The following is a 22324-nucleotide window of genomic DNA, read 5'->3' on the forward strand; positions in this document are numbered from 1 at the left end:
TAATCCGTTCACGCCGCACGCGGCGTCGAAGCGGGTACCTCGACAGAATGGGGCGCCCCCCGCCGTGAGCTTCAAGGACGAGATCAAGGCTGCCGACACCAAGGCGACCGCGAACAAAGGCGACAGCGCGACGACGTCGGACAACGACGACATCGCCCGGCTTCTGCGCGCTCTCAACGAAGACCTGAAGGCCGATCCGCAGGTCATCGCCGCCGACGGGGACGACGAGGAGGACGAGGACGCGGAGGTCGCCGCCGCCCGCCATTTCCCACTCGGCAAGATCGCGCTGGCGCTGCTCGCCGCCGGTGGCATCGGTGTCGGCGTGGTGATGTTCGACGGCTCCCGGACCGACACGCCGGCCCTCGACCAGACCGCGGCGGTGGCCCCGGTTGGCCAGGGCGGCGCTTCCACCAGTTCGCTGCCGCTGACGCTGAACCCCAAGCCGGCCGGCACCGCCCAGCCTGAAGCCCTGATCGCCCGCGCCCCTGCGCCGGGTCCCGCACCCACCGTGGTTCCGGCCGCCCCGGTTCCGGCTGCTGCCGCGCCCGTGCCGCCGATCCCGGCGCCGCCCGGCCGCGTCGAGCCCGCACCGGTGCCGCCGCCGGTGCTGTCCGGCGCGCCGTCCGGCACGCAGACGGTGGTCAAGCCAATCGAGCCGCCGCCCGTCCCCAAGCTCGACGCGCCCAAGCCGGCCCCGGCCAAGGCCCCGGAACCGAAGGTGGCGGAGGTCAAGCCGGCCGAGATCAAGCCCGTCGAAAAGGCCCCGGAAATCCTCAAGGCGCCCGAGCCCAAGGCCCCTGAAATCAAGCAGGCCCAAGCCCAGCCCCAGGCTCCCGAGGTGACGGCGCCGGAGGTCAAGGCACCCGAGGCTAAGGCTCCGGAAACCAACCCTGCCGAGTTGCAGGCGATGCTGTCGCCGCCCAAGTCCGCGCAGCCGTCGGCGAAGGCGCGCAAGGCCAGCAAGGCCGCTCCGGCGCCCGCCGAACCCGGTGCCGCTCCGGCGTCGCGCCCGGCGGTCAGTGCGACCGGCCGCTGGGTCGTGCAGGCCGGCTCGTTCAGTGTGCTGGAGAACGCCGAGGCGGTGCAGCGCAAGCTGACCGCGAAGGGCTACGCGGCGCAGGTCTCCGACTGGACGGATTCCTCGCAGCGCGCCTGGAAGATCGTTCGCGTCGGCGGTTACGACAGCCAGGCCGACGCCAAGCGCGTCGCCGCGGACGTGAAGTCCAGCCTCGGCCTGTCCGCGATGGTGGTCTCCGGGCGCTAAGCCCTTAATCCATTAGGGTAAGAACCTTTCGGACAGGACGCCGCAACCCCTAACCGTGTGCGGCCTTCGGCTTGATCTGATACAATCGTTGCCGCTAACATGCGGCATCGGGCATCTTCGCTGTTACAAACAAACAAAGATCGGCCGTTCCCGAGAGGCCGACACATTGGAGGAAGCAGCCGTGAAGCCGACGATCCTGGTCGCCGACGACGAGCCCAGCATCGTCCTGTCGCTGCAAGTTCTGTTGCAGAAGGCGGGTTACGAGGTGCGCGTGGCCCGCAACGGCGAGGAAGCCATGCAGTCGGTCGAGGCCGCGGCCCCCGATCTCATCCTGCTCGACGCCATGATGCCCAAGCGCGACGGCTTCGACGTTTGCCAGTCGCTGCGCTCCAACCCCGCGCTGAGGGATCTGCCGATCATCATGCTGACGGCCAAGAGCCGCGACGTGGAACGGCAGAAGGGCATGGCGCTGGGCGCCACCGACTACATCACCAAGCCGTTCTCCACCCGCGATCTGGTCGCCACCGTGCGCAAGTACGTGCAGCCCGAGGGAGCGATCCCGTGAGCGTGCCGGCGGCCCAGACCAGCGAGGCCGCTGTGGCGGCCTCCAATTCCACTCCCGTCCAGGCGCCGGGCGAGCCGCGCCGCTGGGTTCCGCTGGCGCTGCGCGGCGTCGGCGCCCTGCTGATCGGCACCGCCATCGGCGGTGCGGTGCTGCTGCGGGACACCGGGTCCGACCCGATGATCAGCTACGCGGTGATGATGACCGGCGCGGTCGCCGCCGGCGTCGCCGTCCTGTGGACGGTGATCGGCCGCCACGTGCTGCGCGCCGGCACCACGCTGGCCGCCGAGGCGCGGGTCATCGCGCACGGCACGGCGGGTGCGCGCATTCCGGTGGAGCGCTACGGCGACCTCGCCCCGGTCGCCCGCGCGGTGAACGAACTGGCCGACAAGCTGGTGGCGGCGCGCCTGGACATCGACCGCGCCGTCGCCGAATCCACCGCCAAGGCCGAGCAGCAGAAGACCCGGCTGGCCGCCATCCTCCAGGACCTGCACGAGGGCGTGCTTGTCTGCAACCTCAAGCATCAGATCCTGCTGTACAACCAGACGGCGCTGGACCTGCTGCACCTGACCGGCGATCTGGGGCTGGGCCGCTCGCTGCTGCACTTCGTGCTGCCGGAGCCGATCCTCCACACGCTGGAGCGCTTGACGCTGCGCGTGCGTGAGGGCCGCCATCTGCGCCACGAACACGGCACCACCGCGCAGTTCGTCGGCGCCACGACCGACGGCCGCATCCTGCTGGAAGGCCGCATGAGCGTCATCCTCCAGGAGGCCGAGGCCGAGGACGCCGTTCCGGTCATCACCGGCTACGTCATCACGCTGTCCGACGCGACGCGCGAACTGGCGGCGCTCGGCCAGCGCGACGCGCTGCTGCGCGAGGCGACGGAGGGCTTCCGCGGCCCCATCGCCAACCTCCAGGCGGCGCTGGAAACACTGATCGACACGCCCGAGCTGGACGACGACAACCGCCGCGCCTTCGAGGCGGCGATGATGGACTCCTGCAACACGCTGGCCCAGCGGCTGGAGCAGGTCACCGGCGATTACCGCAGCGTGATGACCGGCTCCTGGCCGATGAGCGACATCCACTCCAACAACCTGCTCAACCTCGTGCGCCACCGCGTGTGCGACGGGGCGGGCTATGGGGTCACGCTCACCGGTCTGCCGCAGTGGGCGCATTGCGACAGCTTCAGCGTCGTCGTGCTGGTCGATCACCTCATCAGGCGCATCCACGAGCGGACCGGCGTCGCCGACTTCGACCTGTCGGCCGATCATGAGGGGCAGTGGGTCTACATCGACGTGACCTGGACCGGCACGCCGCTGGCGAGCGGCGTCGTGGACGGCTGGCTCGACACCCCGCTTCCCGATGCGCTGGGCGGCCTCACCGTCGGCGACGTGCTGCAACACCACAAGAGCACGCTGTGGTGCGAGGCGCTGAAGGGGCGCGAGGGCTGCGCGCGGCTGCGCGTGCCGCTGCCGCCGGCCCTGTCGCCGCCCACCGCGCACGTGCAGGCGGCGCGCACCAGCTCGCGGCCGGAGTTCTTCGACTTCAGCCTGCTGCACCAGCCGCTGGCGACCAGCGAGCTGGGCCGCACGCCGCTGGAGGCGCTGCACTACGTGGTCTTCGACACCGAGACCACCGGCCTGTCGCCGTCGAACGGCGACGAGATCATCCAGGTCGCCGCGGTGCGCGTGGTCAACGGCCGCATCCTGACCGGCGAGACCTTCAACCAGCTGGTCAACCCCGGCCGCAAGATCCCGCCGGAGTCCATCCCGTTCCACCACATCACCGAGGACATGGTCGCCGACAAGCCGACCGTGGACAAGGTGCTGCCGCAGTTCCGCGCCTTCGTCTCCGGGGCGGTGATGGTGGCGCACAACGCCGCCTTCGACCTCAAGTTCCTGAAGATGAAGGAGAAGGCGGCCGGCGTGCGGTTTGACTGCCCGGTGCTCGACACCATGCTGCTGTCGCGCATGCTCCAGGGCGACGACGGCGACCACACGCTGGACGGCATCGCGCAACGTCTGGGGATCGAGGTGGTGGACCGCCACACCGCGCTGGGCGACAGTCTGGTCACCGCGGCGATCTTCCTGCGGATGATCGACATGCTGCGCGAGCGCGACATCCGCACGCTCGACGACGCCATCCGCGGCGCCAACATCCTGGTCGAGCTGGCGGCGCGGGAGCGCGCCTTTTGAGCGCCGGGGGCGACAGCTCCCCGTCCCCATCATCGCGGGTGCCGCGCACCGACCGTCTCGTTGCCTTGTTCCTGATGGCCGCCGTCGCCTTCAACCCGCCGCTGCTGCGGGTGTTCGGCGCCGGCGACACGCTGTTCGGCTGGCCGCTGGTGTACGTCTACAGCTTCGGCGTCTGGGCCGGGGTGATCGCGCTGTCGGCGCTGCATCTGGAGCGCGGGGGTGAGCGATGACCTGGCCCACCGTCGTCGCCGCGTCGCTGGCCTACCTGCTGCTGCTGTTCGCCATCGCCTGGTGGGCGGACCATAGGGCGGACGTACGGCGCTCGGTCATCGCCAGCCCGTACGTGTACGCGTTGTCGCTGGCGGTGTACTGCACGACCTGGACGTTCTACGGCTCGGTCGGCCGCGCCGCCTCGCTGGGCATTGGCTTCCTGCCGATCTATTTGGGGCCGACGCTGCTCATGCTCCTCGGCCCGCTGGTGCTGCGCAAGATCCTGCGCATCGCCAAGGCGCAGCGCATCACCTCCATCGCCGATTTCCTGGCGTCGCGTTACGGCAAGAGCCAGGTGCTGGGCGGGCTGGTGGCGCTGATCGCGGTCATCGGTATCACGCCGTACATGGCGCTTCAGCTCAAGGCGGTGTCGGTCAGCTTCGACGTGCTGACCGGCAGCGACCCGACCGGGCGCCTCGGCGTGCCGATGCACCCCTTCGTCCTCGACAACGCCTTCTATGTGGCGGTGGTGATGGCGGTGTTCGCCGTCATCTTCGGCACCCGCCATATCGACGCCGCCGAGCACCACGAGGGCATGGTGGCGGCGGTCGCCTTCGAGTCCGTGGTCAAGTTGCTGGCTTTCCTGGCGGTCGGCGGCTTCGTGGTGTGGGGGCTGTACGACGGCAGCGGCGACCTGTTCGCCCGCGCCTCCGCCCATCCCGACATCGCGCGGCTGTTCACCGTCGCCCCGGCGCTGGCGGACGGGTCGTGGATCACCTCCACCCTGCTGGCCATGGCGGCGGTGCTGTGCCTGCCCCGGCAGTTCCAGGTGATGGTCATCGAGAACGTCGACGAGCGCCACCTGAACCGGGCGCTGTGGCTGTTCCCGCTCTACATGCTGCTGATCAACCTGTTCGTGCTGCCGCTGGCGGCGGCCGGGCTGCTGCATTTCCCCGGCCGCAGCGTCGATCCGGACGTGTTCGTGGTGGCGCTGCCGCTGACCGGCGGGGCGGAATGGCTGGCGCTGCTGGCCTTCGTCGGCGGCCTGTCGGCGGCGACGGGGATGATCATCGTCGAGGCCATCGCGCTGTCCACCATGGTCTGCAACGACCTCGTGCTGCCGGCGCTGTTCCGCTTCCGCCACGAGGCGCTGGAGCGCCGGGCCGACCTGTCGCGCCTGCTGCTGACCATCCGCCGCGTCGCCATCGTGGCGATCCTGCTGTTGGGCTACGCGTACTTCCGCTTTGCCGGGTCGGCGTACGCGCTGGTCGCCATCGGCCTGATCTCCTTCGCTGCGGTGGCGCAGTTCGCACCGCCGCTGATCGGCGGCATCTACTGGACCGGCGCCACCCGGCGCGGCGCGCTGGCGGGCCTCAGCGCCGGCATTTTGGTGTGGGCGTACACGCTGCTGCTGCCGTCCTTCGCGCGGTCGGGCTGGATGCCGGCGAGCTTCATCGAGCAGGGGCCGTGGGGGCTGGACCTGCTGCGCCCCTACGCGCTGTTCGGGCTGGAGGGCATGGACCCGCTGACGCACGCACTGTTCTGGAGCGTGCTCGCCAACATCGGCCTGTACGTCGCGGTGTCGCTGTTCGACCGGCCGGGCATCGGCGAGCGGGTGCAGGCGACCGCCTTCGTCGAGGTGTTCCAGCAGCGCGGCGAGGCCGCCGCAGCCGCCGGCCAATGGCGTGGCAGCGCCACCGCGGCCGACCTGAAGCGCATCGTCGCCCGCTTCCTCGGACCCCAGCGCGCCGAGCAGGCGTTCGCCCAGTTCGGCCGCGCGCACGAACCGAATCGCCGCGCCGGGGCGGACATGGTGCGCTTCGCCGAGCGTCTGCTGGCCGGCGCCCTGGGTGCGGCGTCGGCGCGGGTGGCGCTGGCCTCGGCGGTCAAGGGCGGCGAGGTCAGCCTTCCCGAGCTGATGCGCATGCTGGACGAAACCAGCCACGTCATCGAGTACTCACGCCAGCTCGAACACAAGACGGTGGAACTGGAGCGCGCCTCGGTCGCCTTGCGCGCCGCCAACGAGCGGCTGAAGGAGCTGGACCGCCTGAAGGACGATTTCCTCTCCACGGTGACGCACGAACTGCGCACGCCGCTCACCTCGATCCGTGCGCTGTCGGAAATCCTGCTCGACAACCCGGACACCGAGTTGAACCTGCGCCAGGACTTCCTGGCGGTCATCGTCAAGGAGAGCGAACGCCTGACCCGCCTGATCAATCAGGTTCTCGACATGGCGAAGATCGAAGCCGGCGAGATCGACTGGCAGATCGGCGCCGTGGATCTGTGCGCCGCGGCCGAACACGCCGCCGACACCACCAGCCAGCTTTTCCGCGACAAGGACGTGACGCTGGAGGTGGTGCTGCCCGAGGCGCTGCCGCCGGTGCGCGGCGACCACGACCGGCTGGTGCAGGTGGTGGTCAATCTGCTGTCCAACGCCGCCAAGTTCACCCCGGAGGGTGGCCGCGTCTGTTTGCGCGCGTTCGCCACCTCGGACGGCGTGCGCGTCGACGTCAGCGACAACGGTCCGGGCATCGCGGCCGAGCATCAGGCCATCGTCTTCGAGCGCTTCCGGCAGGTCGGCGACACCATGACCGACAAGCCGCAGGGCACCGGCCTCGGCCTCGCCATCTGCAAGCGCATTGTCGAGCACCTGAACGGCCGCCTGTGGGTGGAAAGCGAGCCGGGGCAGGGCGCCACCTTCTCCTTCGTCATCCCCTACGCCACCGCCGACATGATCCAGCCGGTGGAGCGCGCGGCCCCCGGAGCCGCTTGACGCCGGTCAACCCCGCTCCGACACGGCCCGGCTAAGCTTCGGCCAGACAGGCTGTGTTGAGGTCTTGGGGGGGCATGGTGTTGGGAAGTCTCTGGTCGCGTCTCGGCAGCGCGCGGATCCTCGGCGCGTCGATCATCGGCGCCGCGGTGATCTTCGTCTCGGGCATCGTCTTCTGGGGCGGTTTCAACACCGCCATGGAGGCGACCAACCAATTGGACTTCTGCGTCTCGTGCCACGAGATGAAGGACAACGTCTACGCCGAGTACAAGAAGACCATCCATTTCCAGAACCGCACCGGCGTGCGCGCCACCTGTCCGGACTGCCACGTGCCCAAGGATTGGGTGCACAAGATCATGCGCAAGATCCAGGCCTCGAACGAGGTGTACCACTGGCTGCTCGGCAGCGTGGACACGCCCGAGAAGTTCGACGCCAAGCGCCTGGAGCTGGCCAAGCACGAGTGGGCGCGCTTCAAGGCGAACGACTCGCTGGAATGCCGCAACTGCCACTCCTTCGCGGGCATGGCCGCCGACAAGCAGAAGCAGCGCGCCAAGAAGCAGCACGAGATGGCCAGGGCCGATGGCATGACCTGCATCGACTGCCACAAGGGCATCGCGCACAAGCCGGTCCACCAGCTGCTTGAGGACGAAGAGAAGGTCGCCGACGCCGGCAAGGCCAAGCCGGTGCAGGCCGCCGCTGCCGTCGCGCCTGCCGCTGCTCCGACCCCGGCCCCGGCGGCTCCGGCGCCAGCCCCGGCGCCTGCCACTGCTCCGGCCCCGGCGCCCGCCGCCGCGGCTCCCGCCTCGGACACTTCGGGTGTTGACTGGAGTGCGGTTCCGGAAAAGACAGTGACGCTGTTCTACCCCGGCCAGACCTCGTTCGAGTGGATCCAGACCGAGCACGGCGGCGCGCGCGCCTTCAAGAAGGGCGAGCAGTGCTCGGGCTGCCACGAGGGCGAGCAGGCGGACATGGGCGCCAAGATGGTGACCGGCAAGAAGGCCGAGCCGACGCCGATCCCCGGCAAGCGGGCGTCGATCCCGCTGACCGTGCAGGCGGCGCACGACGGCACCAACCTGATGCTGCGCTTCCAGTGGCCGGCCAGCCCGCACACCCCGGCGCCGTTCGTCGAGGGCGGCAAGATGGATCCGGAGAACTCCGTCAAGCTCGCCATGATGATCGACCAGGGCACGGTGCAGGACGCCGACCGCTCGGGCTGCTGGAGCACCTGCCACCACGACGCCCGCACCATGCCCGACGCCCCGGCCGGGGCCGGCTTCACCAAGTACCTGCCGCAGACCCGCACGGCGATCTCGCTCAAGGACAGCCCGCGCGGCGGTGGCGACAAGCTGAAGTCGCCGGAGGAGCTGAAGGCTCTGATGGACCAGGGCGTGTTCCTCGACCTGCTGCGCTGGAAGTCGGGCAGCAACAATGTGGAAGACGGCTACGTCTCGTCGGAGCGCGTGATGACCGGCGGCCAGGGCGCCAGCGGCCAGGGCGTGCTGAAGGACGGTATCTGGACGGTGACGATCGTGCGCAAGCTGACGTCGGACAAGCCGGGCGACATCAGCATCGAGCCGGGCAAGACCTACACCATCGGCTTCGCCATCCACGACGACCACACCAACGCCCGCTTCCACCACGTCTCGGTGGACTACAAGCTGGCGCTCGACAACGCCGAAGCCGGCATCAACGCCGTGAAGGCCGCAGGCGCCGCCCCGGCGCAGGTTCCCGTGCAGAAGGCCAGCCTGCCGCCGGCCGACGCACATGTTGCGCCTGCCGCGGCGGAGACGCCGGCGCCGGCTGACTTCGACGCGTTCAACGCCAAGGACGTCATGCGCACCTGCGCGCCGTGCCACGGCGAGTTCGGCCAGGGCGGCGGCAAGGGCACCTACCCTCGCATCGCCGGCCTCAACGCGGACTACCTCGCCGACCAGCTGCGCAAGTTCAAGTCGCGCGAGCGCGAGAACATCCCGATGATCCCCTTCACCAACGACCGCGAGCTGCCGGATTCGGACATTCGCGACATCACCCGTTTTCTGGCGAGCGTCAAGCTGAAGACCAAGCTGGACGACGCCGACGCCCCGGCCGACGGCCTCGACCGTCTGATGGCGGCCAAGAAGATCCTGCACATCGAGCGCTACGACGGCGACGCCGAGCAGGGCAAGGCGCTGTATGGCGAGCTGTGCGCGTCTTGCCACGGCAAGGCCGGTGAAGGGCGCGTCAAGAAGCCGCCGCTGGCCGGTCAGTACAGCGAGTACCTGTTCCAGCAAATCTCCGACTTCAAGAAGGGCCGGCGCCAGCACGAGGACATCGACCTGCTGTTCGCCCAGCGCAGCGAGCGCGACATCGACGCCATCCTGGCCTATCTGTCGACGCTCAGTCCGTCGTAATCACTGGAAGGCGGCCTCGGCGAAGCTGCGCAGCTTGCGGGAGTGCAGGGTGTCCATGCCGTGCTCGCGCAGCAGCTCCATGGCGAGCAGGCCGATCTTCAGGTGCTGGTCCACCCGCTCGCGGTAGAACTGGTCGGCCATGCCGGGCAGCTTCAACTGGCCGTGCAGCGGCTTGTCCGACACGCACAGCAGCGTGCCGTACGGCACCCGGAAGCGGAAGCCGTTGGCGGCGATGGTCGCCGATTCCATGTCCAGCGCCACGGCGCGGCTCTGGCTGAAGCGCATCAGCGGCTCGCGGTGGTCGCGCAGTTCCCAGTTGCGGTTGTCGATGGTCGCCACCGTGCCGGTGCGCATGACGCTTTTCAGCGCATAGCCCGACAGGCCGGTGACCCGCTCCACCGCGGCTTCCAGCGCGCGCTGCACCTCGGCCAGCGCCGGCACCGGGACCCAGGTCGGCAGATCGGCGTCCAGCACGTGGTCGTCGCGCACATAGCCGTGCGCCAGCACATAGTCGCCCAGCCGCTGCGTCGAGCGCAGGCCGGCACAGTGGCCCAGCATGATCCAGGCGTGCGGGCGCAGCACGGCGATGTGGTCGGTGATGGTCTTGGCGTTGGACGGGCCGACGCCGATGTTGACCAGCGTGATGCCGTTGCCGTCCGGCCGCGTCAGGTGGTAGGCGGGCATCTGCGGCGCGCGGGCGCGGCGGGTCTGCGCGGTCAGCTCCCCCGGATCGGCATCGGGGTTCAGGTTGCGGTTGGTGGTGACGATGTCCCACGGCTCGACGAAGCGGTCGTACTGGCTGCGGTATTCGGCCAGCCTCGGGTCGTCGGTCGGCGTCATGATCTCGTGCGCCAGCCGAATGAACTCGTCCACATAGAACTGGTAGTTGGTGAACAGCACGAAGTTCTGGAAATCCTCGGGCGCCGTCGCCGTGTAGTGGCGCAGCCGGTGCAGCGAGAAATCCACCCGCGGTGCGGTGAACAGCGCCAGCGGTTTGACGTCGTCGTCGTCCTCCTCGTAGGTACCGTTGACGATGGTGTCGTCCATGCGCGCCAGATCCGGCAGCTCGAACAGGTCGGGCAGGCGGGCGAGGCGTTCGGGCGTCAGGCCGCCCTCGACGTACATGCCGTTGGGGAAGGCGAAGTGGATGGGGATCGCCTCGGTGCTGACGCCGACTTCCAGCGGCACGCCGTGGTTCTTCAGCAGCAGGCCGAACTGCTCGCGGTAATAGCGCTCGAACAGGTCCGGCCGGGTCACTGTGGTGCAGTGCTCGCCCACCCCCTCGACGAAGCCGTAGGACAGCCGCGTGTCCACCACGGCCCCGCTCTCCGTCACCAGCTTGACGTAGGGGTAGCAGGCGTGCACGCGGGCCGGCGGGTCCTCGCCGCGGGTGAAGGCGGCGAAGCGGCCGCGCAGGTACGCGGTGTTGCGCTCCCACAGGTCGCGCACGCAGGCCAGAACCGCGTCGGCATCGGAAAAGGACCCGGCAGGGCCGGGCGGGATGGGGGCGGGGGCGGTCGTGAAGGACGTCATCTCCTTCACATAGGGGGTTGGCGCAGGGGAAGGAAGCCCCCGGACGCGGGTGCGGCGCCGGCTTAACCGGTAATGGAAGTATGTTGTCGCAAATTGTCCCATAAAAGATTGATGTTATTACAGCTTCTCGTCATGGGCGCTGCTATAAGCGATTACTCTCATAATCATATATGCGCAGCGGCGGTCTGGGGGCGGAAATGAAAAGAAAAGCGTGGCTGTGGGGTCTTGTGGTTGCCGGGCTGGTGGGCGCCGATGCCGGCGCGCTCGCGCAGACCGCTGCGGCGGGCGAATCCTCCGTCGTCAAGACGGACAAGGGGCAGGTTCAGGGCTACATCCGCAACGGCGTCCTGGAGTTCCGGGGCATCCCCTTCGGCAAGTCCGTGGGCGGCGACCGGCGGTGGACCATGCCCGAGCCGCCGGAACCGTGGTCGGGTGTCCTGAAGGCCATGAACTTCGCGGCGCCCTGCGCCCAGAAGGCCCGATACAACCTGACCGAACGCAGCGACAACGAGGACTGCCTCGCCCTCAACGTCACGGTGCCGAAGCTGGACGGGCAGAAGCGTCCGGTCATCGTCTGGATTCACGGCGGCGCCTTCGTGGGCGGGTCGAGTTCGCTCTATCGGCTGGATCGCCTTGCCAAGCAGACCGATGCGGTCATCGTGGCGGCCAACTATCGGGCGGGCGTCTTCGGTTTCATGCCGCACCCGGCCTTCGATCCCGACAGCAACGGCGGCTTGGCGCTGGAGGACCAGCGGCTGGCGCTGCGCTGGGTGCAGAACAACATCGCGGCCTTCGGCGGCGATCCCGGCAACGTCACGCTGGCCGGCGAGTCGGCCGGCGCCGCCTCGGTGTGCATGCACATCATCGCGCCGGAGCAGACCACCGGCCTGTTCCACAAGGCCATCATCCAGAGCGGGGCCTGCGTCCACAAGCTGCGCGACGTGAAGGAGCGGAACAGCTTCGGTGAGGCGGTCGCCAAAAAGGTCGGCTGCAGCGACCCGGCCACGGTGCTGTCCTGCCTGCGCACCAAGAACGCGCAGGAGTTGATCGAAGCCGGTGACGAGGCCGGTACGGGCGATCTCATGGCGTTCGCGCCGGTGAAGGGGACGAAGACGCTGCCGCAGACGGGTGCCGATGCCCTGCGGGACGGCAATTTCGTCAAGGTCCCGGTGGTCAATGGCGGGACTCGCGATGAACTGCGCCTGTATGTTGGCTACGCCGTCCAGGAGGGCAAGAGCTTCACCGCCGCTAACTACAAGGACATGCTCCGCCTGTATTACGCGGACAAGGCGGACGTGATCGCCGCCCAGTATCCCGTGACCAATTACTCGTCGGCGGCCGCGGCCATAGGCTCGGTGTGGACCGACTTCCGGCCGGACATCGGCATCAACCATTGCCTCTATGTCGAGACGGCGAAGCTGATGTCGCGTCACGTCGACGTCTACCAGTCGGAGTTCTCCGACCGGAATGCCCCGACGCTGGGCGTGTCGATCCCGTTGCTGCCGGATCCGGGATTCGACCTGGGGGCTGCGCATTCGTCCGAGCTGAACTACTACTTCCCGGGCTATTCCAACACCTCACAGATCTCCGCGCCCGACCTGGCGCGGGACCAGCAGGACATGGCCGACCAGATGGTGGCCTCCTGGGCAAACTTCGTGAAGACCGGGGTTCCCACGACGCCGGGCCTGAAGGAGTGGAAGAGGTTCAACGACGGCGGTTCCGCCATCCGCTTCGAACCGGGCAAGATCGCCGCATTCGACCCTGCGGCGGATTACCAGTGCACCTTCTGGAAGGGGCTCTACCCGGAGTATTTCAGCAAGTAAGGCGTTGCCCGTCCGTCGTGGCCGGATGACGGCCTGTGGCGGCGGGCAACATTCACACGGATTTCACGGATTGAGGCACGGATTACACGGATTTTTTGATGCTTGCAGAGCCTCGGGTCATCCCGAAGGCGATTGCTGTCCACGAATAGAAAAATCCGTGTAATCCGTGTTCAAATCCCCAAAATCCGTGTGAAAACAGTTGCTCGCCGTTACGACGGCAACCCCATCAGCGACTTGGCGAACGCGTCCGCATCGAACGGGCGCAGATCGTAGACGCCCTCGCCAATGCCGATGGCGTGCACCGGCAGTTTGAACTTCTCCGCCAGCGACACCAGAACGCCGCCGCGCGCCGAGCCGTCCAGCTTGGTCAGGATCAGCCCCGACACGTTGACCATGTCGCGGAACACCTCGACCTGGCTGTGCGCGTTCTGCCCGGTGGTGGCGTCCAGTGTCAGCAGCGTCGTGTGCGGCGCCGTCTCGTCCACCTTCTTGATGACGCGGACGATCTTGCGCAGCTCGTCCATCAGCCCGGTCTTGTTCTGCAAGCGCCCGGCGGTGTCGATCAGCAGCACGTCCACCTTCTCGGCCCGCGCCCGCTCCAGCGCCTCATACGCCAGCCCCGCCGCGTCGGCCCCGGTCTCCTTGGCGACCACCGCGCAGCCCGTGCGCTCGCCCCAGATCTTCAGCTGGCTGACGGCGGCGGCGCGGAAGGTGTCGCCGGCCGCCAGCATCACCGTCTTGCCCTCGTCGCGGAACTGGCGGGCCAGCTTGCCGATGGTCGTCGTCTTGCCGGTGCCGTTGACGCCGACCAGCAGGATCACGTGCGGCTTCAAATTCATGTCGATGGTCAGCGGCCGGGCGACCGGGCCGACGATCTTCGCCACCTCTGCCGCCAACGCAGCCTTGACCTCCTCCGGGCCGATCTCCTTGCCGAAGCGGGTGCGCGCCAGCTCGGCCGTCATCCGGGCGGCGGTGGCCGGACCGAGGTCGGCGGTGATCAGCAACTCCTCCAGTTCCTCCAGCGCCTCGTCGTCGAGCTTGCGCTTGGTGAAGATGCCGGTGATGCCGTCGGTCAGCTTGGACGAGGACTTGGACAGCCCGTCCTTCAGCCGGGCCAGCCAGCCCTTCTTGGGCGGCTCCTCGGCGATGGTGTGCGCGGATTCCGGTTCCTCGGGGGGCACCTCGGCGTGGTGCTCGGGCGCGAATTCCGCTGCGTCGGGCGCCGGCTCGACCAGAGGCGGGGGCGGCACCGTCTCGACGGCCAGGGCCGGCGGCAACTCCTCAGGCGACTGCGCCTCCTCGACCACCTCGGGGGTGGCCGGTTGCGGAGCGCTCTGCTCGTCCGTACGGGTCTCTTCCTCGGGCTTCTTGCGGCCGAACCAACGCAGGATCATGGGGTATCCGAAGTCTCCAGAGGGGTGCCGCGCAGCACGGTGCCGTCCGTGCCGGTGATTGCCGTCCGCACCAGCGTGCCGGGCCGATAGATCCGGCCCAGGCGGATCTCGGCGAAGTGCTCGGTGCGGCCGAGGTCGTCCTTCTCCACCAGCACGGTGGCGGTGCGGCCGACTTGGCGCGCGAGGTATGTGGCCACCGCCGCGTCGCCAGCCGCGCGCAGGCGGGCCGCGCGCTCCTTGCGGAAGCGGCTGTTGTCCTGCGGCATCTTCGCCGCCGGGGTGCCGGGGCGGGGCGAGTAGGGGAAGACGTGCAGCCACGTCAGCCCGCACTCCTCGACGAGGCGCAGCGTGTTCTCGAACATCGCCTCGTCCTCGGTGGGGAAGCCGGCGATGAAGTCGGCGCCGAAGACGAAGTCCGGTCGGCGCTCGCGCACCTTGGCGCAGAACGCCACGGCGTCGGCGCGGCTGTGCCGGCGCTTCATGCGCTTGAGGATCAAATCGTCGCCGGCCTGGAGCGACAGGTGCAGGTGCGGCATCAGGCGCGGCTCGGTCTCGATCAGGCGCCAGAGGTCGTCGTCGATCTCGATGCAGTCCAGCGACGACAGCCGCAGCCGCGGCAGTTCCGGCACCATCGCCAGCAGCCGGCGCACCATCTGCCCCAGCGTCGGCGTGCCCGGCAGGTCGGGGCCGAAGCTGGTGATGTCGACGCCGGACAGCACGACCTCGGTATACCCCGCGGCGACCAGCGCCTGCACCTGCTCGACCACCGCGCCGATGGGCACCGAGCGCGACGGGCCGCGCCCGAAGGGAATGATGCAGAAGGTGCAGCGGTGGTCGCAGCCCTGCTGCACCTGGACGAAGGCGCGCGCCCGGTCCTCGAACCCGCCGATCAGGTGGCCGGCGGTTTCCTTCACCGACATGATGTCGTTGACCAGAATCTTCTCGGCCGGCGGCAGGCCCCAGCTCTCGGGCTGGAGCTTTTCCTGATTGCCGAGGACCTGATCCACCTCGGGCATCTCGGCGTATTTGGCCGGGGCGATCTGCGCGGCGCAGCCGGTGACGACGATGCGGGCACCGGGATTTTCGCGCCTAAGCTTGCGGATGGTCTGGCGCGCCTGCCGCTCGGCTTCCGAGGTGACAGCGCAGGTGTTGACGATGACGACGTTCTCCAGCCCCGCGTTGCGGGCGTGGCTGCGCATCACCTCGGATTCATAGGTGTTCAGGCGGCAGCCGAAGGTGACGATCTCGGGCGTCTTGCTCAGCGCGTCGCTCATACCGCTACCAACTCAGGCGCCAGCCGCCCGGTGAAGCTCACGGCGACGGGGCCGGTCATCAGGACGTGGCCGTCGTCGCGCCATGTGATGGTCAGGGTGCCGCCGTCCAGCACCACGTCGGCCGTGCGCCCGGTCAGGCCACGGCGCGCCGCCGCCACCAGCGTGGCGCACGCCCCGGTGCCACAGGCGCGCGTGATGCCCACACCGCGCTCCCAGACGCGCATGCGGATGCGGGTGGGGGCCTCGACGCTGGCGAACTCGACGTTGGTGCGCTCGGGGAACAGGGGGTGGTGCTCCAGGCCGGGGCCGATCTCGGCGACCGGAACCGCCTCGGCGTCGGGCACGAAGAACACGCAGTGCGGGTTGCCCATGTTGACCGCCACCGGGTCCGACACCCCGCCCTGCTCGATGGGCAGGTGCAGCGTGTCGAGCGGCTGCGCCAGCGGAATGGCCGTCCATTCCAGGTTGGCCGGACCCATGTCCACGGTGACGAGGTCCTTGCCGGCGCGCGACGCTTCCAGCAGTCCGGCGGCGGTCTCGAAGACGATGCGCTCGCCGCCGGTTTCCTCCAGCAGCAGCCAGCCGACGCAGCGCGAAGCGTTGCCACAGGCCGACACTTCGCTGCCGTCGGCGTTGCGGATGCGCATGAAGGCGGTGGCGCGCGGGTCCTGCGCCGGCTCGACGACGATGAACTGGTCGCAGCCCACGCCGGTCTTGCGGTCGGCGATGGCCCGCACCTCCGCCTCGTCCGGGGCGTAGGGCTGGTGGCGGGCATCGATCACGACGAAGTCGTTGCCGAGCCCGTGCATCTTCAGGAATTCGCGCATCATGATCGCCGTTATATGGCGAGCGTGGGCCTTGAGTCCATGGCCGGACATGCGGTGCTGCTCACGCGCCCTTGAACACCAGACGCTTGGAGGCGGCGAAGTTGAAGAACATGCCGGCGAGCGAGCCGGCCGCCACCGCCAGGAACGGGTGCGCGGCCACGGCCTCGACCCCCGCCTCCAGCGCCACCGAGACGGCGTAGTTCACCACGCCGCCGAAGGCGTTGGCCGCCACGAACGCCGCCCACTGGCGGTGCAGCGGCGCATGATCGGCGCCGCGGAAGGTGAAGGCGCGGTTCAGCGCCCAGGTCGTCGTCGCCGCGGCGAAGAACGAGGGGATGCGCGCCGCGAAGAACTCCAGGCCCGTCCACAGCAGCGCGTACAGCACCGCCGTGTCGACCACCAGACCGACCACGCCGACGAGTCCGAACTTGCCGAACTGCACCGCCAGCCGGCCGAGCCGGCTGTCCAGCAGCCGCGCCGCCGCGTCCATCATGCACCGGCCTGCGGCGGCGCGGAGTTGGGCGCGGGGATGGAGAGATAGCGCAGGCGCTTCATCTCGCGCCGGCCGTGCGTCACCGTGTCGAGGATCAGGCCGCACATCAGGCTGAGGAAAGCCAGCATCATGGTGCCGGTCGCCAGCACCGCGGTGGGCAGGCGCGGCACCAGCCCGGTGCTCCAGTAGGTCGCAAAGATCGGCACCGCCAGCGCCAGCGAGATCGCCGCCAAGAGCGCGAAGATCGAGGCGAAGAAGGGCAGCGGGCGCTCCTCCTTGACCAGCACCAGGATGGTGCGCAGGATGCGGAAGCCGTCGCGGTAGGTGCGCAGCTTGCTCACCGAGCCCTCGGGCCGATCCTTGTAAGGCGCCTTGACCTCGGCCAGCGGCATGCGCAGCTCGAGCGCGTGCACGGTCAGCTCGGTCTCGGTCTCGAAGCCGGAGGCGAGTGCGGGGAAGCTCTTGACGAAGCGGCGCGAGAACACGCGGTAGCCAGACAGCATGTCCTGGATGCGGTGGCCGAAGATCTGCGCCACCAGCCCGGTCAGCACGCGGTTGCCCAGGCGGTGGCCGGGGCGGTAGGCGGCGACGATATCGGTGACGCGGGCGCCGTTGACCATGTCGAGCTGCTCGTCCCACAGCCGCTTGACCATCAGCGGCGCGCTGGCGGCGTGGTAGGTGTCGTCGCCGTCGACCAGCACGTAGACGTCCGCCTCGATGTCCGAGAACATCCGCCGCATGACGTTGCCCTTGCCCTGCAAGGGCTCGGTGCGCACCACCGCCCCGGCGGCGCGGGCGACCTCGACCGTGCGGTCGGAGGAGTTGTTGTCGTAGACGTAGACGGTGGCGTCCGGCAGCGCGGCGCGGAAGTCCTGCACCACTGTCCCGATCGCCGCCTCCTCGTTGTAGCAGGGGACCAGCACGGCGACGGTGCACGGCAACGGGGCGGGCGGCGCCATGTCCGACAAAGCGGAGGGGGAGGCCGGGGAGCGGGTGAGGATCGTGGAGGACATGGCCTGTGGCGGCTGCATTGGAGTCTTCGGAATAAACACCAATTATGCCCCGCTATTCCACTGTCCAAGCTTGATTGCCCTCGAAATGCGACGGCAGGCCCCCGATCAGCGGTGCACCGGGCAGAGGTTGAGCGTTTCGCCCAGGTTGTTGGGCACGGCGCGGCAGCCCTGCGGGTCGAGCGTCAGGCCCAGCAGCGCCGCCGCCTTGGCAGCACCCGGCGTGTCGGGAATGGTGCTCAGCATCAGGAACGGACCGGTGTGCCCGGCCACCCGGCGTTCGAGAACGCCGCGCATGCCGTTGCCCACCGAGTCCGGCTGAAGGAAGTTGGACTGAATGCGCACCACCGGCATCTGCGGCGGGAACAGCGGCAGCACGTGCGAGATCGCCCAGTAGCCACCCATCAGCAGCATGGTGTGATCGGGGTCGGCGACCGGGGGCACCTCGGCCTGCACCCACTGGCGGCTCCACGGCACGCGGCCCCAGTCGGCCGGCTGCATGGTCGCCTGCACCAGCACCAGCAGCGCGCCGGCCACCGCCAGCCGTGCCCGCACCGACAGCGGCAGCAGCCCCGCCGCCAGAACGATCGCCAGCGGCGCCAGCATCTCCACCGGCACCAGATAGCGGTAGACGCAGAACATGTAGACCCACAGCGCGTAGGTCACCGCCAACGCGGTCAGCAGGTAGCGCGCCGCCCCCGGCTCGCTGATCCTCTCACTCGGACGGCGGACCAGGGACGCCAGCGCCGCCACCGGCACCAGCACGAACAGCAGCGGCACCCGCAGATCGAACCACGCCACCTCGCCGACCTTGATGGGATCGGCGGCGAAGTAGAACGGGAAGAACAGCCGCTCCAGCGGATCGGCCGGCAGGAAGGAATAGTTGCGGTAGTCGGAGATAGCAGCCAGCGGTGATTTGAACACGTGGTTCATGTGCGGGAAGATCGGGTTTGCGAAGTCGTGCCACAGGTGCGCCATCCAGAAGCCGCCGGTCGCCGCCAACCCGGCCAGCACGCCCACCCCGAAGAAGAAGGCCAGCCACAGCCGCCGCCACGGACGCGCCGGCAGCGCCAGGAAGGCGAGGCACAGCCCCACCGCGAAGATGACCGTCGGGTTCTTCGCCCCCATCGCTGCCCCGGCCAGCACGCCGCCCGCCGCCACCCGCGCGAAGGCCCGTCCGGCCGGTCCATCCAGGAGCCCCGGCAGCCCGCTCACCACCACCAGCGCCGCGCCCAGCAGGCCGAGGCTGACCACGTTGTCCTGGAAGGTCGTGCCCAGCAGCCCCAGCGTGCCGCCGCCCAAGCCCCCCATCACCGCGAGCGCCACCGCCAGCAGGGTCCGCTGCATCTCCGTGCCGACGCGCAGGCTGGCCATGGCGAGGCCGAACAGCAGCGGCAGGTTCACGCCCTGCTCCGTGCTCCACACGAACCCCGCCACCGGCGCCGGCAGCGCGTTCGCCAGCCAGTAGAACGGAACGTCGAGGATGGGGTTGTAGAAGGTCGGCATCTGCGCCGGCAGCAGGTCGAACCCGAGACGGCCGGTCAGCAGCGCGTAGGCGTTGTACCAGTGATAGTTCCGCAGATCCCAGTTGGCGTCCATGCCCAGCCGCAGCGCCAGCGCGCCGTAGGCCAGCGGGGCGAGCCACAGGAAGGCGAACGTTGTCAGGCGCGCGCGGCGGTCGGAAGTCGGCAGGATCGGCATGGGGGATGGCGTTCGGCGGTTGGGCGTACCCTCAGTTGGTACGCGACCCGCCTGCGCGCATCAAGCGGCCCGGATGCGGTCCAGGAAGGCCAGCACCTCGGTGCGCAGGCGTTCAGCCTCCTGCGACAGGCTGCCGGCGGCCCCCAGCATCTGCGTCGCGGCGCTGCCGGTTTCCGATGCAGCCTGGTTAACGCCGACGATGGTCTCCGAAACCGCGCGGGTGCCGCTGGCCGCCTGCTGGACGTTGACGGCGATGTCGCGGGTGGCGGCGCCCTGCTGCTCGACCGCCTCGGCGATGGAGGTGGCGACGCGGTCGACGCCGCCGATGGTCTCGCCGACGTTGCGGATCGCCGCCACCGCGCGGTCGGTGGTGCTCTGGATGTCGCCGATCTTGGTCTGGATGTCGCCGGTCGCTTGCGCCGTCTGGCTGGCGAGGTGCTTGACCTCGTTCGCCACCACGGCGAAGCCCTTGCCCATTTCGCCGGCCCGCGCCGCCTCGATGGTGGCGTTCAGCGCCAGCAGGTTGGTCTGCGACGCGATGTCGGAGATCAGCTTGACCACGTCGCCCACCTGATGCGCCGCTTCGGCCAGCCCGGCCATCAGCTCGTTGGTCTGGCGGGCCTCGGCGACGGCGGTGGCGGTGATCCTGGTCGATTGCTCGACCTGCTGGCCGATGCCGCGGATCGAGGCGGACAGCTCCTCGGCCGCGCCGGCCACGGTGTTGACGCTCTCCGACGCCTGCTCGGCCGCGCCCGACACGGTGATCGCCTGCCGCGACGTCGCCTCGGCGGTCGCCGACAGGGTGGAGGCGGAGGCCTGCATCTCCGCCGCCGCCGCGGCGACGGTGTCCACCACGTGGCGGACCGACGCTTCGAAGGCGTCGGCCAGCCGCGCCAGCGTCGCCTTGCGCTCCGCTTCGGCGGCGGCCTTCACCTGCTCCTGCTCGGCGTGCAGCACGGCGTTCTCGCGGGCGCGATCCTTGAAGACGTCGATGGCGCGGGCCATCTCGCCGATTTCGTCACGCCGCTCCGTGCCCGGCACGGCGGAGGACAGCTCGCCATCGGCCACCTCATGCATGATGGCGGACAGCCGGGTGATCGGCCGGGCGATGCCGCGGCCGAGCACGAAGGCGACCGCGAAGGCCACCGCCGCCAGCACCAGCACGATGACGCCGGCCTCCAGCGCGCGGTCGCGGAAGGCGGCCTGGACGTTGTCGATGTAGATGCCGGTGCCGAGCATCCAGCCCCAGCCCTGGGTGAACTTCGCATAGCCGATCTTCGCCACCGGCACGTCGGACCCGGCCTTGGCCCACGGAAACTCGACGAAGCCACCGCCGCGCCCCGCCGCCGCCAGCAGGTCGCGGATCATGTACTGGCCGTTGGGGCTCTTGAGGTCGCGCAGGTCCTTGCCTTCCAGCTCCGGCTTGGCGCCGTGCGCCACCACCACGCCGTCGCGCGTGTAGGCGAAGAAGTATTCGCTGCCCTCGTAGCGGATGGCGCGCAGCGCGCTTTTGGCCTGGGCCTGGGCCTGCTCGACCGGCATGTCGCCCTTGGCGGCGCGCGATTCGAGATCCTGGACGATGGTGACCGCCGCCTCGACCAACGCTTTCACCTTGGTCATGTCCTCGTGCAGCATGGTCGAGCGGATCTCGGCCACGGCGACGAATCCGAACACGGCCAGCGCGACCAGCGCCACCGTCGGCAGCAGGAGCAGCTTGCCCCCGATCCGAAGGCTTGATCCACGCATGCGATTCTCCACTGGACGGGCTGGTTGGGCGGCCGCTCGGCGGCCTTGGATCGTTAGTGGTATATCAAATGGTCGCGCGAGCCTTTGATCTGTGTCAAACGCAAGACGCTGCGGTGACGTGCCGCAGTCCCTCAAGAAACGTGAGAGACGAAAGAGCCGGTCGCTCAAGACAGGTGGGGCCGAGGCCGCCGGCCGTGTACTTGCCATGCAGGGCGTGCATATCTCCGGTGATGTCATATCGGCATCGCCAATCCATGAGCGGCTTGGCCAGTAGTTTCCGGAGCCGCCGCATAACGCTCGAATTTTATGAAAATACCTGAGGTGAAGGGACGGGCTTCCGGGCTGACGAGTGTGTTTGCGGGGGGCAGCCCTGTGTGTGGACGGGCGCACCTGCCTCTGGCGTCGTGGTCCTTGGTCTGCTATTCACCGGGCTCTTGCTGGCGACTCATGCCGGCCACGCGCGCGATGGGTTTTGGCTATGGAAAAGTTCACGGTTCTCACCGGCGTTGCCGCACCGATGGCGATGATCAACATCGACACCGATATGATCATTCCCAAGCAGTTCCTGAAGACGATCAAGCGGACCGGCCTGGGCAAGCATCTGTTCGAAGAGATGCGCTACACGCCCGAAGGCAAGGAAGTCGAGGGCTTCGTTCTCAACAAGCCGGCTTACCGCAGCGCCAAGATCCTGGTGACGGGCGAGAATTTCGGCTGCGGCTCGTCTAGAGAGCACGCGCCGTGGGCGCTGGCCGACTTCGGCATCCGCTGCATCATCGCGCCGAGCTTCGCCGACATCTTCTACAACAACTGCTTCAAGAACGGCATCCTGCCGATCAAGCTGCCGAAGGAGCAGGTCGACCTGCTGCTGGACGATGCCTCGCGCGGCTCCAACGCCGTGGTCACGGTGGATTTGGAACGCCAAGAAATCACCGGCCCGGACGGCGGCACGATCCGCTTCGAGGTGGAGCCGTTCCGCAAGCACTGCCTGCTCAACGGTCTGGACGACATCGGCCTGACGTTGCAACAGGTTTCGGCCATTGACGCCTATGAGGGCAAGCTGCGCGGGAACCAACCCTGGCTGGCGCTGTAAAGTCCTTGCAGATGCGGAGCCGCCGCCGGCCGTTTCCGGCGC

16 protein-coding genes are annotated in these 22324 nt (G+C 68.8%); 8 read left to right on the top strand and 8 right to left on the bottom strand.

The annotated features are described in order from the left end of the window. The first annotated feature begins 64 nt into the window (after window positions 1-64). From ACSVDD_RS10610 to ACSVDD_RS10635, 6 genes are all read left to right on the top strand, one after another. Window positions 65-1264, top strand: coding sequence for an SPOR domain-containing protein (locus ACSVDD_RS10610; RefSeq protein WP_448189315.1), 1200 nt, complete (start codon window positions 65-67; stop codon window positions 1262-1264). A 181-nt stretch (window positions 1265-1445) separates the two neighbouring features. Continuing rightward, on the top strand, window positions 1446-1829 hold the full coding sequence (locus ACSVDD_RS10615; protein WP_448189316.1) for a response regulator transcription factor: 384 nt from the start codon (window positions 1446-1448) through the stop codon (window positions 1827-1829). Beyond that, window positions 1826-4021, top strand: coding sequence for a 3'-5' exonuclease (locus ACSVDD_RS10620; RefSeq protein WP_448189317.1), 2196 nt, complete (start codon window positions 1826-1828; stop codon window positions 4019-4021). Before ACSVDD_RS10615 ends, ACSVDD_RS10620 begins: the two co-directional genes overlap by 4 nt. Beyond that, entirely contained in the window at window positions 4018-4251 is a 234-nt protein-coding gene (locus ACSVDD_RS10625) for a hypothetical protein (RefSeq protein WP_448189318.1), read from the top strand. The genes ACSVDD_RS10620 and ACSVDD_RS10625 overlap by 4 nt, the downstream gene beginning before the upstream one ends. After that, window positions 4248-7004, top strand: a complete 2757-nt coding sequence (locus tag ACSVDD_RS10630) for an ATP-binding protein (protein ID WP_448189319.1) — start codon at window positions 4248-4250, stop codon at window positions 7002-7004. The genes ACSVDD_RS10625 and ACSVDD_RS10630 overlap by 4 nt, the downstream gene beginning before the upstream one ends. Window positions 7005-7084: 80 nt before the next feature. Then, window positions 7085-9391, top strand: coding sequence for a NapC/NirT family cytochrome c (locus tag ACSVDD_RS10635; protein WP_448189320.1), 2307 nt, complete (start codon window positions 7085-7087; stop codon window positions 9389-9391). Here the strand turns inward: ACSVDD_RS10635 and ACSVDD_RS10640 are convergent, their stop codons facing one another. After that, window positions 9392-10924, bottom strand: a complete 1533-nt coding sequence (locus tag ACSVDD_RS10640) for an AMP nucleosidase (RefSeq protein WP_448189321.1) — start codon at window positions 10922-10924, stop codon at window positions 9392-9394. 197 nt (window positions 10925-11121) lie between these two features. On the opposite strand from ACSVDD_RS10640, the gene ACSVDD_RS10645 reads away from it, so the two are divergent. Further along, window positions 11122-12747: a carboxylesterase/lipase family protein gene (locus ACSVDD_RS10645; protein WP_448189322.1), complete on the top strand. Its 1626-nt coding sequence runs from the start codon at window positions 11122-11124 to the stop codon at window positions 12745-12747. 209 nt (window positions 12748-12956) lie between these two features. Here the strand turns inward: ACSVDD_RS10645 and ftsY are convergent, their stop codons facing one another. The 7 genes from ftsY to ACSVDD_RS10680 form a co-directional block, all read right to left on the bottom strand. Then, window positions 12957-14141, bottom strand: coding sequence for a signal recognition particle-docking protein FtsY (gene ftsY, locus ACSVDD_RS10650; protein WP_448189323.1), 1185 nt, complete (start codon window positions 14139-14141; stop codon window positions 12957-12959). Continuing rightward, complete coding sequence (mtaB, locus tag ACSVDD_RS10655; RefSeq protein WP_448189324.1) at window positions 14138-15415, bottom strand: tRNA (N(6)-L-threonylcarbamoyladenosine(37)-C(2))-methylthiotransferase MtaB; 1278 nt, start codon at window positions 15413-15415, stop codon at window positions 14138-14140. The genes ftsY and mtaB overlap by 4 nt, the downstream gene beginning before the upstream one ends. Beyond that, window positions 15412-16245, bottom strand: coding sequence for a diaminopimelate epimerase (gene dapF / locus ACSVDD_RS10660; RefSeq protein ID WP_448189325.1), 834 nt, complete (start codon window positions 16243-16245; stop codon window positions 15412-15414). Before dapF ends, mtaB begins: the two co-directional genes overlap by 4 nt. Before the next feature lie 58 nt (window positions 16246-16303). Next, the gene (locus ACSVDD_RS10665) at window positions 16304-16735 is read right to left on the bottom strand and encodes a GtrA family protein (RefSeq protein WP_448189326.1); all 432 of its coding nucleotides are present in this window, start codon (window positions 16733-16735) and stop codon (window positions 16304-16306) included. Continuing rightward, window positions 16732-17694 (bottom strand): glycosyltransferase family 2 protein, encoded by a 963-nt coding sequence (locus ACSVDD_RS10670; protein ID WP_448189647.1) that lies wholly within the window; start codon window positions 17692-17694, stop codon window positions 16732-16734. The genes ACSVDD_RS10665 and ACSVDD_RS10670 overlap by 4 nt, the downstream gene beginning before the upstream one ends. 159 nt (window positions 17695-17853) lie before the next feature. Continuing rightward, window positions 17854-19446, bottom strand: coding sequence for a hypothetical protein (locus tag ACSVDD_RS10675; protein ID WP_448189327.1), 1593 nt, complete (start codon window positions 19444-19446; stop codon window positions 17854-17856). Window positions 19447-19506: 60 nt separating this feature from the next. Beyond that, window positions 19507-21192, bottom strand: coding sequence for a methyl-accepting chemotaxis protein (locus ACSVDD_RS10680; protein ID WP_448189328.1), 1686 nt, complete (start codon window positions 21190-21192; stop codon window positions 19507-19509). Between the two features lie 478 nt (window positions 21193-21670). Between ACSVDD_RS10680 and leuD the strand changes: the two genes are divergently transcribed. Beyond that, window positions 21671-22282 carry a 3-isopropylmalate dehydratase small subunit gene (gene leuD, locus ACSVDD_RS10685; RefSeq protein ID WP_448189329.1) on the top strand — a complete coding sequence of 204 codons (612 nt, stop codon included), beginning with the start codon at window positions 21671-21673 and terminating at the stop codon, window positions 22280-22282. Window positions 22283-22324: the final 42 nt, after the last annotated feature.

This window comes from Azospirillum terrae (assembly GCF_053470425.1).

Bases quoted from the DNA above. Each gene is read 5' to 3' on its own strand.
- ftsY (WP_448189323.1), bottom strand. From the start codon at position 14,141: ATGATCCTGCGTTGGTTCGGCCGCAAGAAGCCCGAGGAAGAGACCCGT.
- dapF (WP_448189325.1), bottom strand. From the start codon at position 16,245: ATGATGCGCGAATTCCTGAAGATGCACGGGCTCGGCAACGACTTCGTC.
- ACSVDD_RS10665 (WP_448189326.1), bottom strand. From the start codon at position 16,735: ATGATGGACGCGGCGGCGCGGCTGCTGGACAGCCGGCTCGGCCGGCTG.
- mtaB (WP_448189324.1), bottom strand. From the start codon at position 15,415: ATGAGCGACGCGCTGAGCAAGACGCCCGAGATCGTCACCTTCGGCTGC.
- ACSVDD_RS10640 (WP_448189321.1), bottom strand. From the start codon at position 10,924: ATGACGTCCTTCACGACCGCCCCCGCCCCCATCCCGCCCGGCCCTGCC.
- ACSVDD_RS10670 (WP_448189647.1), bottom strand. From the start codon at position 17,694: ATGGCGCCGCCCGCCCCGTTGCCGTGCACCGTCGCCGTGCTGGTCCCC.
- ACSVDD_RS10680 (WP_448189328.1), bottom strand. From the start codon at position 21,192: ATGCGTGGATCAAGCCTTCGGATCGGGGGCAAGCTGCTCCTGCTGCCG.
- ACSVDD_RS10675 (WP_448189327.1), bottom strand. From the start codon at position 19,446: ATGCCGATCCTGCCGACTTCCGACCGCCGCGCGCGCCTGACAACGTTC.
- ACSVDD_RS10630 (WP_448189319.1), top strand. From the start codon at position 4,248: ATGACCTGGCCCACCGTCGTCGCCGCGTCGCTGGCCTACCTGCTGCTG.
- ACSVDD_RS10645 (WP_448189322.1), top strand. From the start codon at position 11,122: ATGAAAAGAAAAGCGTGGCTGTGGGGTCTTGTGGTTGCCGGGCTGGTG.
- leuD (WP_448189329.1), top strand. From the start codon at position 21,671: ATGGAAAAGTTCACGGTTCTCACCGGCGTTGCCGCACCGATGGCGATG.